The organism is Chryseosolibacter indicum, from assembly GCF_018598585.1.
Classification (GTDB): domain Bacteria; phylum Bacteroidota; class Bacteroidia; order Cytophagales; family Cyclobacteriaceae; genus Chryseosolibacter; species Chryseosolibacter indicus.
This window is the reverse complement of record NZ_JAHESD010000096.1, coordinates 1-12,143: the sequence shown is the minus strand read 5'-3', so window position 1 is coordinate 12,143 and position 12,143 is coordinate 1. Positions and strand designations below refer to the sequence as shown.

Genomic DNA, 12,143 nt, shown 5'->3' with positions numbered 1-12,143 from the left:
GATGAACGACTATCTAAAGGAGATCGCAAACACATGTGGCATAAAAAAGAGGGTTACATTTCATACCGCCCGCCATACGTTTGCAACTACCATCACTCTAACGAATGGAGTTCCAATCGAAACAGTGAGCAAACTTCTTGGGCATCGGAATTTGAAAACAACTCAGCTGTATGCGAAGATCCTGGACCTAAAGGTAAGTGCCGATATGAAGGCGCTGCGTCTCAAGTACAACGGCAATAGTCCATCTGGCTCCAACCAGTAATGATAGAAGTTCACTTTTTGTGAACTTCTATCGGAATTCTGTATATTGGTGAAATGCTTGGAATGAAGTACAAGGTGATAAAGACGGAAAACCAATACAAGGAGTATTCAAAAATGCTTGAGGAGTTAGTCACCGCTGACTTTAAAAGCAAAGAGATGAAGGATGAGATTGAATTGCTTACACTCCTCATCGAAAAATGGTATGAGGAGAATAATTCCTTTGATGACGTTGACCCTATAACACTTCTTCATTTGCTGATGGAAGAAAGGGGTCTTAAAGCAAAAGACCTTGTAGAAATACTAGGTGTTAGTAAAGGTCTTGTTTCAGATGTTCTCAATTATAAAAAAGGTCTTTCAAAGGACATCATTAGAAATCTTTCCGAATACTTCAAAGTTTCCCAAGAGGCATTTAACAGGCCATACGAATTAGCAACCAAATAGAATGCGAAAGTTATTCCTTGACGACTTGCGAACCGTTGACATGATTTATGACAAATCTGAAGTTGATAGGTTTGATGTCGTAAGAAGTTACAATGATTTCGTTATTTATATAAAATCACAAGGCCTTCCTGACTTCATAAGCTTTGACAATGATCTAGGGCTTGACGCAAATGATGAAGTTGCTCCAGATGGATATGCCTGTGCAAAATGGCTTGTCTATGAGTCGGGACTTGACCTGAGAAGTCTTGAGTTCAAGGTCCACTCTGCGAACCCGGTGGCTTCCGAACAAATTCAAGGATTGTTAAATAACTATATCCGACACCTTCGCAGCTCTTAATAAGCTTAATTTAGTGCTTTAGTAGGTCGCCAACTTTCTCCTTTATACGGAGGAAGATAGTATTGATTAATGTCCCATTTAGGCACTTCGACAAAATTAAAGAAGTCGCCAATCAGTTCCCTACGAAATGGCAACTTCTCTCCGTATTGAGCATATAACAATATAGCGACTGCTGCAATAGCCTCGAGAACATTTTCTAGATTGGCAGATTCAAATTCATTTTCTCTGTCATGCTTTACAGCATTGTAGGCCTGATACCATGTGAGCTGAATTTGATTCTGTGATCCCCAATTTTGAAACGGCCGAAAGTTGTCAAGCCAAGGATAAAGACTGTAGAGGACAGCATATTTATTTAAAGACAAAACTTTATTTAAAGAACAGTATTCCTTCATCGTCAGCGACTTTTTGCTCGTATTCGAGTTGGGCACATAGATGCCCCTCAATTGTGCTTCAACCTCCGTACAAGCCAATATCAAAAGGTTTCGTATCTCGTGGCCGAATACAGCAAAGTTTTTTTGAGAGGGGTGAATCATCCTACAGATATATTCAAGCTCATCGATCAACGTGGCAAGCTGATGAGTAGCACTTATTGCAGTTTCATAATTTAACGGCAGGTAGTCTTGAAGCTGAAACAACTCTGATTCGATTCCGTCTATCCTCTGGATTTTCATTAAATTGCTTATTGGTAACAGATGAGGCCTGTAGATTCTCGGACTGTATTCCCCAGGGGTCACATTGATCCTTTCAATCCTGTAATAATCCTTCAAATTCTGATTTTGAGAATATATTGGACTTTTCGTAAAGAGCTCATCAATCAATGCATCCTTATTGTCCACGTCAAAAATGAGACTGCTCTTTTTAAGGTGCCATTTCTTATATGGCTTCTCTAGCTCATAGTCAAATATGACGTCCATCAATTTGCTGTCAGTACAACAAAAGAAGTCAACAACACTTTCCGAATCGCCAACTTTTGAAAACAAAAGGTAAAAATCTTCAGACTCCATATAATACATATTGTTAATCAACCTCCTGAAACTTCTCATCACCACACATTCTCACAATCTTCGGCATGAATGAACCGAGAACTTCGACAAGTTCTTTCTGATAGTTCATCACCTGATGAATGTCTTTGTAAGCCATCGGTGCTTCATCAAGGCCGGAACCGATGAGTTCAACGCCAGCTTCTTTCAGGAACTTGTTGACGTGCCCTTGAAGGATAGTCTGCTTTGCTTTTGTTCGGGACATCGTTCTACCAGCTCCGTGTGAAGCGGAGTTGATTGATTCGGCTAAGCCTTTACCACGAACAATGAACCCGGGTGTTGCCATTGACCCAGGGATAATGCCAAGGACACCTTTACCTGCAGGCGTTGCACCTTTACGGTGAACAATGATTTCATTTCCGTTTGCATCTTTTTCTTTCCATGCAAAGTTGTGGTGATTCTCGATCATGGCAAGGGGTGTCTCACGTAAGCCAATTGCCATCCGTTCATGGATCTGGTGATGACAGGCAGATGCGTAGTCACCTGCAAGATTCATTGCAAGCCAGTACTCCTGTCCTTCTTCTGTATTCAGGTCAAGCCAAGCCAGATGCTTTGCTTCTTGTGGAAGCTTGCATTTATCCATTGCTACTTTAGTGTAGTGCCGCGCAATGTTTGCTCCAAGCCCGCGTGAGCCTGAGTGAGACAGCACTGCTAGATACTGACCAGGCGCAAGGTTGCATTCATTGATAGTATTGGATATTTCTACAATACCAAATTCAACAAAGTGATTACCGCCACCAGAAGAGCCGATCTGTTGCCAGGCCCGGTCTTTCATTTCACGGACGATCTGAAGTTCAGAGAATTCTTTTCTTTCAAAGATTTCATGATCCTTCGGTTTCTTGAAAGTTGCCTGACCGAACTTCGTGTTATTGACAAGAAGCTTTTTAAAGTCTTCTTTTTTTTCCTGGAGCTTGTCAGTAGGAATGTCATAAATAGTCATACACATTCTGCAACCAATGTCGACACCAACGCCATATGGAATGACTGCATTATTGGTTGCCAATACTCCACCGATAGGAAGTCCATAACCTTGATGCGCATCAGGCATTAAAGCTCCTGCAACTGTTACCGGTAATTTCATTGCTGTCTCCATTTGTTGGAGAGCACCTTGTTCGATTGCATCTGCTCCATAGATCTGGTAAGATTTACCATCAACATTGAGCGCAATCGTATCATCTAACGGTCTTAGCAGTTCAGCCGCAACAGGAGCCAACGTTGCATCATTGATAAAGGAAGTAGGATTGTTCACTACTTGCTTTAATAGAGCAAGCTTGTCATCGAAGGGTAAGTCAGTATATTGTTTTTCTACCAGGTCGAGTGCCAGACCCAGGGCCTTGCCTTCAATAAATCCAATTTGCTTTAGATCGTTTCCAGTTAAATTCATGCTATTCTGCTTTGTTGCTCCAAAGATCGGGAACCACTGCGCAACCTTTTTGCGCAGATTAAAGTTTTTTCAAAAAAAGGCGCCAAAAGGCGCCTTTAAATTACTTCTTAGGTACGAAGATATCTTTCAGCTGATCAACTATCTGGTTGCCACCTGACAACGAAATGCTATTGATCTTGTCTGCGATTTTCTCCACATATTCCATCTCTTTCAATTTGAACAACATGGAGTTTTCTTCCATCAATTTAGCGGTGTTCAACAAGCTCCGTGTCGAAGCTGTCTCTTCCCGTCTCATGATGACGTTAGCCTCTGCTTTCTTCTGAGCCACCAAGACTTGGTTCATGATCTCTTTCACTTCACCAGGCAGGATGATATCCCTCACACCGCAGTCTCTAACCTCCACACCAAGGTTGTAAGCTTTGTCTTTCAACGTAGCCAAAACATAGGCTGAAATAGATTCTTTCTTCTCCAACAACTCATCCAAAGAAAGCGTACCAATAAACTCCCTCAAAGCCAACTGCATCAGGATATACAATTGTTTCTCGTAATCCTTGTTCTCAATCAAAGCTTTGATAATATCAACTACTTTGTATTGAGTGTAGAAGTTGACTCTCAATGCAGCCTTGTCCTTTGTCAAGATTTCCTGACCGGACACTTCAAGCTGCAATTGTCTCAAGTCAGCTTTCAAAACGGAGATCACAACAGCATTCTTCCAGAAGTAATACACTCCGGTATCCAGTACTTTCGAGAACTTACCATCGATCAACAATATTCCTTTTTCAAACGATTCGATAGCATACACTCTCACGTATGGCAATACCTCTTTCCTCATGATCGTGTTTGTATCGATGTTTTCGGTAACCTCGATCTTACTCAAGTCTGCTTTAATGAAAGAGTAATCCGTCACGCCTTTCCAGTATGCATATCTTCCTGGACTCAAGACATTCTTGAAGTTACCATTCTCATACTGCAACGCGATCTCGTTGTCCTTCACTTCAACAACAGTCAGCATGTTTGCCAACTGCTCATCCTTCAACAGGATATTCAAATCGATGGAAGGATGGAACGGCTTTGTCAGATCGTATTGGAAGACATCCTCGTTAGGAAGCAACCAATAAGCGCCTTCCGTAACTACTTTTCTGTAGTTACCATTTCTGAACACTAAACCAATTTTGCCAGCGTTAATTCTGATCCTTTTCATCGTTATAAAAATTAAATAATAAGTCATAGAAGAAAGTAGTTCACGACACATCATCATCTGATAACGGGAGCGTAATTAAGAATAGTTGTATCAGTTTAGTTTTCTGCATCGCACGAGTCTTCCTCAAGAGAGGGTCTTGATAGAAGACGAGATCAAATGCAGAAAAGTAAGCGGACTTGCTATCCGGTATCCTTACACTTTCAAGTTTTCAAACGACTGGTGCTCAAGACTAATTTTCCGTTCCCGAAGGTGACGGGTTTCATCTTGCACCTGACATGCCCCAAACTACTTTCAGGGTGGTCATCATTTTTATAGAAGCGATGTACTTCTTCTTAAGAATGGATTTACAGTCCATGGCTTGTTTCTCTACCCACTGAGATACCCTGATTATTACATCAGGAGAAGGATTCGAACCTTCGACACACAAGGTGTGGAAAACAACATCGAGCTAGGCAGCATGTTATACTTAATTTGCAATACAACACTATGGCGCCATACAGAAACGCTCATCAGGTCCTATACTTTCTGTTTTTCCCGCGCTCTCTCCAGACATAGTCATGGAGAAAGATTTTTATCCGCCAGCTGGCGGAAATATTTTTATCAAAGAACATGTGGCCCTACTCAGATTCGAACTGAGATTCCTTTGCAGGCAGCATGGCTCTAAATGCGCTTCCCTACTAAACTTCTCCGAGAGGTTTTTCGGTGCATCTGCAAAATCTATCCGTTATAGCGCGTAGCAGTAACGGAATCATCCATGCACTCTACGGAACGTCAATACTTTTACCGTAGGCTTTTCCTTTTAAGCTATAAGGCCATTTCAAATCCTCTCCTTCCAGCTGAAGGAGAGGGTAGCAACTTTTATCATTCGCCTAAATGATGACTCAAAGTACCGGGCATACTACGCAGTCTTTTTGCGCAGTTAAATTTTTTTACGTTTTTTATAAAAATATTTTTTCTATGCCTGTCAACAGGAATGCCCTAATCCGCTTTCGCACTATCGATAACTGCCTCCGCAACAGGCAAAGGCGCTGGACACTCGAAGATCTCATTGAAGCGTGTTCCGAAGCTTTATATGAATATGAAGGAATAGATAAAGGTGTGAGTAAGCGGTCCATTCAGATGGATATTCAGATGATGCGTAGCGATAAACTCGGATATAACGCGCCAATCATCGTCCTTGAAAAGAAATTTTATACGTATGAAGACCCGGACTACTCTATCACAAATATTCCATTAACAGATCAGGACCTTGGGAAACTCACTGAAGTGGTGGAAATCTTAAGGCAGTTCAAAGGATTCAGCCATTTCCAGGAATTAAGTGGTATGGTGCAGCGCCTTGAGAATAAGATCTATGCTGCGAAAACTAATCAGGAGCCAATCATTGATTTTGAAAAGAACGAAAACCTGAAAGGCCTTGAGCATATCGAAACATTATACCAGGCAATTATTAAGAAATGTACTGTCAAGCTTTGTTATCAATCATTTAAAGCCCGAGAAGCAAACTCCTTTCATTTCCATCCTTATTATCTAAAGGAGTACCGGAACAGGTGGTTTGTTATCGGGATAAAAAAGAAGGGTACGCCTATACTGACTTTGGCGCTAGACAGGATCATTAGCATTGAGGGTTGCGACATTAAATATGTTCCGAAACAGGATTTCAACTTAAATGCCTATTTAAATGATGTGGTCGGAGTTACCGTCAACCAGAACGGACAAACTGAAAAGGTGCTTTTGCTCGCGGACAATGAAACCGCTCCATATATATTGACCAAACCCATTCATCACTCGCAACAGGTAGTTGAAACATCATCCAGTGGAACAACCTTCTCATTAAATGTTCAATTAAATTTTGAGTTGGAAAGGGAGATCTTGGGCTTCGGTGATCGTGTAAAGGTAATCGCACCTGAAAGATTAAAGCGAAGGATCAAGGAAACATTTGAGCACGCATTGGATCGTTATCAATATGAATTCAATAGCGCTGCACTCCATAATAATATACAAAAGCTTATCCATAAGGGTTTTTGCATTCTTCACCATGTGTTCAGCAAAAAGGAAGTGAACCAAATGAAGAATATGATCTACGGTTACTTCAAATCAACGGGACAAACGGAAGATACCTACGCAATCAGAAATCTATTCAATGAAGTACCAGGATTGAAAAAGCTTGCCCTTAACACCAATCTGTTAAAGATCTTAAAGGCAATTGATCCAAACCTGACCTTGACGAAAGCCATTTTTTTCGATAAGACACAGGAGTCAAACTGGTACGTAACCTGGCATCAGGATATTGTGATCAACGTAGCTGAAAAAATTGAGACTGAGGGTTTTTCAGGCTGGACAAAGAAGTTTGGTGTTCATGGCGTGGTTCCTCCTGATGAGTATTTAAAAAGTACAATAACGGTAAGGATACACTTGGATGACACCGATGAAACGAATGGAGCGTTGAAAGTAATTCCAGGTTCACACAACAAACGACTTTCCGATCAGGAAATCAATCTAATCACACAAAACAGCATTCCTTATATATGTGATGTTGATGCCTGTGGGATACAAATAATGAAACCGCTCTTACTTCACGCTTCATCGAAGGCAACAAGTCAGAAGCATAGAAGGGTAATACACCTGGAGTTCACTTCTAAAAATTTGCCGAATAGATTGGAGTGGGCTGAAAGGCAGGAGTTATGATTAGTCTTTAATTAAGCGCCTCACTTTAATCTTACTTGCCTCTTTGTATCCTTTGGCAAGATCATAGTTCATCTGCGCCTGCAACCAGAATTCAGGTGTTGTGTCAAATGCTTTGCTGAGTTTAAATGCCATCTCCACAGATATAGAATAGTCTCCTTTAATAACCGCGTACAGATTTTTTCGTGCCACGCCCAACGCACTCGCCACCTCGGTGATTGTCAGATTGTGTGGCTTGATGTATAATTCTTCAAGAATCTGACCGGGGTGCGCTGGGCTGTGCATTCGTGGCATAGATACTTAGTTTAATTCGTGTTTATAATCTAACTGTCGTATCTCTCCATCTACAAAGCGGAACGAAAATATTCCTACTCCATGAACTCTCAGACGATAACTGTTTGTGCCTTCTTCGAGAATACTAATATTCTTAATAGATAGGTCACGCAAATCCTTCGCTGCATGTATTACGGAAAGCCATAGCAATAAAAAGTCCTTCAGCTCCCGTGATATCCCAGCAGCTGTTCCTTTTTCAAAAAGGCTTTTTAATACGCTATGACGAATTGATACGATCATAAAACCTGTAACGTATATTTTACGTTAGGGATGGCAAAGGTAAAAAAATCTTTGTTACCTGTTGGGTAACAACCGAAAAGTTGTTTTATCTTTGTATCACAATAAGACAAAAATGAAACCGAGTATCAACTATATCAATCTGAATTCACGCCAGCATATATGCTTTATGGCGAAGATTGATTATTGGGTATACCCGGGAAATTATATGCATTCATAAATTGGAATCATTATAAAGAGAAGCCCCGGGTTAATAGCCCGGGGCTTTTTGCTTTATAACTATACGGACACATAGCTCAGTGGGTAGAGCAGAGCGCTGTTAACGCTCAGGTCGATGGATCGTGCCCATCTGTGTCCTCTTTTGTGTTTTGGATACTGGGGCTGCTAGGCGTGGCCATCCCGCTGACAAGCGGGAAGAATCAGACGGGTTCGATGCCCGTAGTATCCGCAATGAATCCAGTCTGTGAGTTTATCTCAAGGTTACACAGGTAGTGTAACTAGACTGGATCAAGTAAACAACACCCGAATGTTCCGCGGTGGCGAATCCGATTCAATCTGAATTGGATTGGGGCAGGTTCAACTCCTGCGGGGTGAGTTATTATCTATCGAGGTGTATCGGCTCACGCTTATACCGTGTTGAAACCGTAGTTGGTTACACGTTGGTTCAACTCCAGCCACCTCGACAAAAAATTTAGTTGCAATATATATGGACATAAACAAGAAGGCCGGACAATTTCCGGCCAAAGCATTAAGGTGATGCTCCTGCCTTTTAAGCAGGAGAACACGGATCGTTACCGTGTGGCCGGACATACTGTGATATAGCTCAACGGTAGAGCGCCATGCTGATACCATGGAGGTTGATAGTTCGATTCTATCTATCACAACAACATTGCACATTGGCGTAGTTGGTAGCGCACAGGGCTCATAACTCTGGGGTCGCAGGTTCGAATCCTGCATGTGCAACATTTGGAGATTAAGCTAACTAAGTAGAAGCGTCCCGTTGAAGCCGGGAAGGACTGGAGCGTTACCAGTAATCTCCACCAGGGCAAGTCTTTATTAAATAAGAATGAACTTTCTTTTTGATGGACAGTGCCGGTGGCGTGATAGCATAGTCGCAGATAAATGCGCTCCGATCATTATCGGAGAGATCGAGGTTAAAGCCCTTCCACGCTACAGACATTAAATTAGAATGGTATGAAGTATATCCAGCATTACGTCAACAGAAAAACTATTGCAGAATTTAATGCAAATGGTGTCGTATTGAAAACTACTCAAGAGTTTTTACAAATGATCATGGATTCTTGTGCTGAAGCCATCATAGTACACAAGCACAACATCGATGAAAGCTTCTTTGATTTAAGAAGTGGGCTTGCCGGAGAGATGTTACAGAAAGTTGTGAACTATAGGTTGCAGCTGGCTATTATCGGTGACTTTGTAGTTTATGAAAGCAAAAGCTTAAAGGCATTTATCGCTGAGAGCAATAGATCAAGCACAATTGTGTTTGTAAGTTCTGTTGAAGAAGCACTAAAAAGATTAAAATAAAAATGTTACCTAATAGGTAACAAATATATAATTCAATCGTATATTTGAGCCATGAACAAGAGACATTCACATAGTTCGTATCGCCAACCCCAGCCGTTACAAAAGGACAGGGAGGACGAACTATGTATGCCTGAATGATGATATAAAACTTAATCATTATTACTCATACGAGCCTCCCTTACCAGGAGGCTTTTTTGTTTTTAACACATAGGGTAATAGAGGAGCTTGGTCGTCCTCGCCTGCCTTGGACGCAGGAGATCCCCGGTTCAAATCCGGGTTACCCTACAAATTCGGAGAGTAGTCCGTAAGTGGAAGCGGGCCGCTCTGTAAAAGCGGTGCTTAAGTGCCTTGGGTGTTCGATTCGCCCCTCTCCGACAAAATTATTCCGGGATCGTCTAAAGGCAGGACGATTGACTTTGGATCAGTAGATGCGTGGTTCGAATCCCGCTCCCGGAACATATGGTGATGTAACGCAAACTGGCTTCGCGGCAAGATTGTGGATCTTGTGTTTATGAGTTCGAGCCTCATGCATCACCCTTGTTATTGCTCTGTCGTCTAATGGATGAGGATACAAGGCTACGGACCTTGGGGTGCGAGTTCGAATCTTGCCAGGGCAACAAATGGAGAGCAGGTAAATATTGGTTTGTTACACTGTCCTGCTAAGACAGTTCTCATCAATTTGAGATGAAGGTTCGAGCCCTTCGCTCTCCGCACTTAGAGGGTATCCGGCTGGATGAGGAGCTTGTCTTGAAAACAAGTAGCGGGTTACTCCGTTGTGAGTTCGAGTCTCACACCCTCTGCACATCAGGGCCTCGCATACAGCGGTTCGTGAAGTTGTGGAGATGCTTTTTCGTAATAAGAAATAAAGACTCATAGCCGCGCCTGGCCAACCAGTAACCCAATTTGCAGTCTCCTTCCCTTCAGCGTTTGCCTCACGACAAACCATCTTGCGACTTGCTAACTGGTTTCACCAACTCACCAGTGAGAGACTTTCACTCTCAGGAATATTTTGGTATCTTCGATACCTGCCCAAATTTGTTTAACCCACATGTTGAATATTTTCAAAAAACATATAGAAAAATTCGCACAAGTTTCTGATGCTGAATTTGAAGAAATAAAAAAATACTTTGATACCAAACGTGCAACTAAAAAAGAAAATCTATTAGAGGCTGGACAAATTTGCAGACATCATTATTTTGTTTTAACCGGCTTGCTGCGAAAGTTTTACATCAACGAAAAAGGCAATGAACAAACCACCGAATTCGCCATAGAGACTTGGTGGCTGACCGACAACTTTGCCTACGAACGACAGGTCCCTACAGAATTTTATATTCAGGCTATAGAACAGTCTACGATACTTTATATATCACAGGACAACCAAGAAAAACTATTAAGGGCATTTCCAATAATGGAACGGTATTTCCGTTTCGTTTACCAGCGGGCTTATGCAGCGGCTCAAAAGCGTATCAAATTTCTTTTTTCGTTTTCGAAAGAAGAATTTTATTTCCAGGCTGTTAAAAATCATCCTGAATTTGTACAACGTGTTCCCCAATACCTAATCGCTTCATATCTGGGATTCACCCCCGAATATTTAAGCGAAATCCGTAAGAGGCTCATTTCTTAAACCAGTTTAAGTTTTTGCATTTTCCCATTTTTCAATTTTGCATTGAACAATTTTAAAGGAACAATGCAATGCAAAAACGATTAAACATTAAAGAGGTAGCTCCAAATGCTCTAAAAGCGATGATTGGTTTAGAAACCTATCTTTCAAAGTGTTCTATGTCTAAGGCAACCAAAGAACTTATAAAGATCCGTGCTTCTCAAATCAATGGCTGTGCATATTGTATCAACATTCACACGCAAGACGCAATCAAAAATGGTGAAACCAATCAGCGTATTTTCTTGCTGAATGCCTGGAGGGAGGCTGAGGGTATTTTTACGGAAGAAGAAAAAACAGTGTTGGCAATAACAGAAGAAATAACGTTAATCCATGAAAATGGATTGTCTGATGAGACCTACACAAACGCCTTGCAATTTTTTAGCGAGACCCAAGTTGCAGATATTATAACGGCCGTTATTACCATCAATCTTTGGAACAGGGTTGTATTAAGCACGCACCTACAGATTGGACAAAGTCTTGCCTAAAACAATTGTAATTGAAAATCGCAGGTTTAATGACCTGCGATTTGTTTTATCAACGCTGTACTTAATAAGTTGACAAGTCGTGTTTTCTCGTGCATAAAAAAATAACCGATTGTATGAAAATGACTATAAATATACGCTTGCATGAATCATAGAAATCTGCTGATTGATATTGATCTCTCGTTAATTATGCAACTATGTTTGTTTCATTCTAGTCAGGTTCAACCCTGACCATAGTACTATGAAACATAAGTTGGCTCAAGTACGACAGCGACTTCAATGTGTAATTGAAAATTTCAGGAAACAGAAGCGACAATACTGAATATCGTTGCCATTTAGTTTTAACAATAATGGCTCACATTTTTTATCTTTGTAGTGAAGGTTGCAGCCATTTCAAAAGTGGTGAGTCAACTGGTGAGTCGATTTACAGGCTAAGTATAAAATACTGATAATCAATAGGAGCGAGTCAGGGTTCATTTCCCTCCTCCTCTGCTGAGTATCAATCAAACAGATCTAAAACCTCGAATTCGTAATGGACTCGAG

At 41.3% G+C, this 12,143-nt stretch carries 12 protein-coding genes and 9 tRNA genes; 16 read left to right on the top strand and 5 right to left on the bottom strand.

What is annotated here, in order from left to right; all coding sequences use genetic code 11:
* From KK060_RS23490 to KK060_RS23480, 3 genes are all read left to right on the top strand, one after another.
* Window positions 1-262, top strand: a 262-nt coding sequence (locus KK060_RS23490) for a tyrosine-type recombinase/integrase (protein WP_254157482.1), incomplete at its 5' end; no start/stop codon positions are given.
* 62 nt (window positions 263-324) lie between these two features.
* Window positions 325-702 (top strand): helix-turn-helix domain-containing protein, encoded by a 378-nt coding sequence (locus tag KK060_RS23485; RefSeq protein WP_254157480.1) that lies wholly within the window; start codon window positions 325-327, stop codon window positions 700-702.
* A 1-nt stretch (window position 703) separates the two neighbouring features.
* The gene (locus KK060_RS23480) at window positions 704-1,039 is read left to right on the top strand and encodes a cyclic-phosphate processing receiver domain-containing protein (protein ID WP_254157478.1); all 336 of its coding nucleotides are present in this window, start codon (window positions 704-706) and stop codon (window positions 1,037-1,039) included.
* Window positions 1,040-1,044: 5 nt separating this feature from the next.
* On the opposite strand, the gene KK060_RS23475 is transcribed toward KK060_RS23480, so the two are convergent.
* From KK060_RS23475 to KK060_RS23465, 3 genes are all read right to left on the bottom strand, one after another.
* The gene (locus KK060_RS23475; protein ID WP_254157476.1) at window positions 1,045-2,043 is read right to left on the bottom strand and encodes a hypothetical protein; all 999 of its coding nucleotides are present in this window, start codon (window positions 2,041-2,043) and stop codon (window positions 1,045-1,047) included.
* 13 nt (window positions 2,044-2,056) lie between these two features.
* Window positions 2,057-3,463: an RtcB family protein gene (locus tag KK060_RS23470; RefSeq protein ID WP_254157474.1), complete on the bottom strand. Its 1,407-nt coding sequence runs from the start codon at window positions 3,461-3,463 to the stop codon at window positions 2,057-2,059.
* Between the two features lie 100 nt (window positions 3,464-3,563).
* Window positions 3,564-4,664: a slipin family protein gene (locus tag KK060_RS23465; protein WP_254157472.1), complete on the bottom strand. Its 1,101-nt coding sequence runs from the start codon at window positions 4,662-4,664 to the stop codon at window positions 3,564-3,566.
* Between the two features lie 957 nt (window positions 4,665-5,621).
* On the opposite strand from KK060_RS23465, the gene KK060_RS23460 reads away from it, so the two are divergent.
* Window positions 5,622-7,349: a phytanoyl-CoA dioxygenase family protein gene (locus tag KK060_RS23460; RefSeq protein WP_254157470.1), complete on the top strand. Its 1,728-nt coding sequence runs from the start codon at window positions 5,622-5,624 to the stop codon at window positions 7,347-7,349.
* Here the strand turns inward: KK060_RS23460 and KK060_RS23455 are convergent, their stop codons facing one another.
* Window positions 7,350-7,640 carry a HigA family addiction module antitoxin gene (locus tag KK060_RS23455; RefSeq protein ID WP_254157468.1) on the bottom strand — a complete coding sequence of 97 codons (291 nt, stop codon included), beginning with the start codon at window positions 7,638-7,640 and terminating at the stop codon, window positions 7,350-7,352.
* A 6-nt stretch (window positions 7,641-7,646) separates the two neighbouring features.
* Window positions 7,647-7,919, bottom strand: coding sequence for a hypothetical protein (locus tag KK060_RS23450; protein WP_254157466.1), 273 nt, complete (start codon window positions 7,917-7,919; stop codon window positions 7,647-7,649).
* A 282-nt stretch (window positions 7,920-8,201) separates the two neighbouring features.
* On the opposite strand from KK060_RS23450, the gene KK060_RS23445 reads away from it, so the two are divergent.
* From KK060_RS23445 to KK060_RS23390, 12 genes are all read left to right on the top strand, one after another.
* A tRNA-Asn gene (locus tag KK060_RS23445) sits at window positions 8,202-8,274 on the top strand.
* Window positions 8,275-8,286: 12 nt separating this feature from the next.
* Window positions 8,287-8,364, top strand: a tRNA-Val gene (locus tag KK060_RS23440).
* 364 nt (window positions 8,365-8,728) lie between these two features.
* Window positions 8,729-8,800: transfer RNA gene (locus KK060_RS23435), tRNA-Ile, on the top strand.
* Window positions 8,801-8,806: 6 nt separating this feature from the next.
* Window positions 8,807-8,879, top strand: a tRNA-Met gene (locus KK060_RS23430).
* Window positions 8,880-9,110: 231 nt separating this feature from the next.
* Window positions 9,111-9,458 (top strand): DUF4180 domain-containing protein, encoded by a 348-nt coding sequence (locus KK060_RS23425; protein WP_254157464.1) that lies wholly within the window; start codon window positions 9,111-9,113, stop codon window positions 9,456-9,458.
* 209 nt (window positions 9,459-9,667) lie between these two features.
* Window positions 9,668-9,743 (top strand) — tRNA-Pro (locus KK060_RS23420).
* 6 nt (window positions 9,744-9,749) lie between these two features.
* Window positions 9,750-9,833, top strand: a tRNA-Tyr gene (locus KK060_RS23415).
* 9 nt (window positions 9,834-9,842) lie between these two features.
* Window positions 9,843-9,914: transfer RNA gene (locus KK060_RS23410), tRNA-Gln, on the top strand.
* 88 nt (window positions 9,915-10,002) lie between these two features.
* A tRNA-Arg gene (locus KK060_RS23405) sits at window positions 10,003-10,075 on the top strand.
* Window positions 10,076-10,174: 99 nt separating this feature from the next.
* Window positions 10,175-10,258, top strand: a tRNA-Ser gene (locus KK060_RS23400).
* A 248-nt stretch (window positions 10,259-10,506) separates the two neighbouring features.
* Window positions 10,507-11,082, top strand: a complete 576-nt coding sequence (locus KK060_RS23395) for a Crp/Fnr family transcriptional regulator (RefSeq protein ID WP_254157462.1) — start codon at window positions 10,507-10,509, stop codon at window positions 11,080-11,082.
* 68 nt (window positions 11,083-11,150) lie between these two features.
* Window positions 11,151-11,603 carry a carboxymuconolactone decarboxylase family protein gene (locus tag KK060_RS23390; RefSeq protein WP_254157460.1) on the top strand — a complete coding sequence of 151 codons (453 nt, stop codon included), beginning with the start codon at window positions 11,151-11,153 and terminating at the stop codon, window positions 11,601-11,603.
* The last annotated feature ends 540 nt before the right edge of the window (window positions 11,604-12,143 follow it).

Bases quoted from the DNA above. Each gene is read 5' to 3' on its own strand.
- KK060_RS23390 (WP_254157460.1), top strand. From the start codon at position 11,151: ATGCAAAAACGATTAAACATTAAAGAGGTAGCTCCAAATGCTCTAAAA.
- KK060_RS23465 (WP_254157472.1), bottom strand. From the start codon at position 4,664: ATGAAAAGGATCAGAATTAACGCTGGCAAAATTGGTTTAGTGTTCAGA.
- KK060_RS23470 (WP_254157474.1), bottom strand. From the start codon at position 3,463: ATGAATTTAACTGGAAACGATCTAAAGCAAATTGGATTTATTGAAGGC.
- KK060_RS23475 (WP_254157476.1), bottom strand. From the start codon at position 2,043: ATGGAGTCTGAAGATTTTTACCTTTTGTTTTCAAAAGTTGGCGATTCG.
- KK060_RS23395 (WP_254157462.1), top strand. From the start codon at position 10,507: ATGTTGAATATTTTCAAAAAACATATAGAAAAATTCGCACAAGTTTCT.
- KK060_RS23455 (WP_254157468.1), bottom strand. From the start codon at position 7,640: ATGCCACGAATGCACAGCCCAGCGCACCCCGGTCAGATTCTTGAAGAA.
- KK060_RS23425 (WP_254157464.1), top strand. From the start codon at position 9,111: ATGAAGTATATCCAGCATTACGTCAACAGAAAAACTATTGCAGAATTT.
- KK060_RS23485 (WP_254157480.1), top strand. From the start codon at position 325: ATGAAGTACAAGGTGATAAAGACGGAAAACCAATACAAGGAGTATTCA.
- KK060_RS23480 (WP_254157478.1), top strand. From the start codon at position 704: ATGCGAAAGTTATTCCTTGACGACTTGCGAACCGTTGACATGATTTAT.
- KK060_RS23450 (WP_254157466.1), bottom strand. From the start codon at position 7,919: ATGATCGTATCAATTCGTCATAGCGTATTAAAAAGCCTTTTTGAAAAA.
- KK060_RS23460 (WP_254157470.1), top strand. From the start codon at position 5,622: ATGCCTGTCAACAGGAATGCCCTAATCCGCTTTCGCACTATCGATAAC.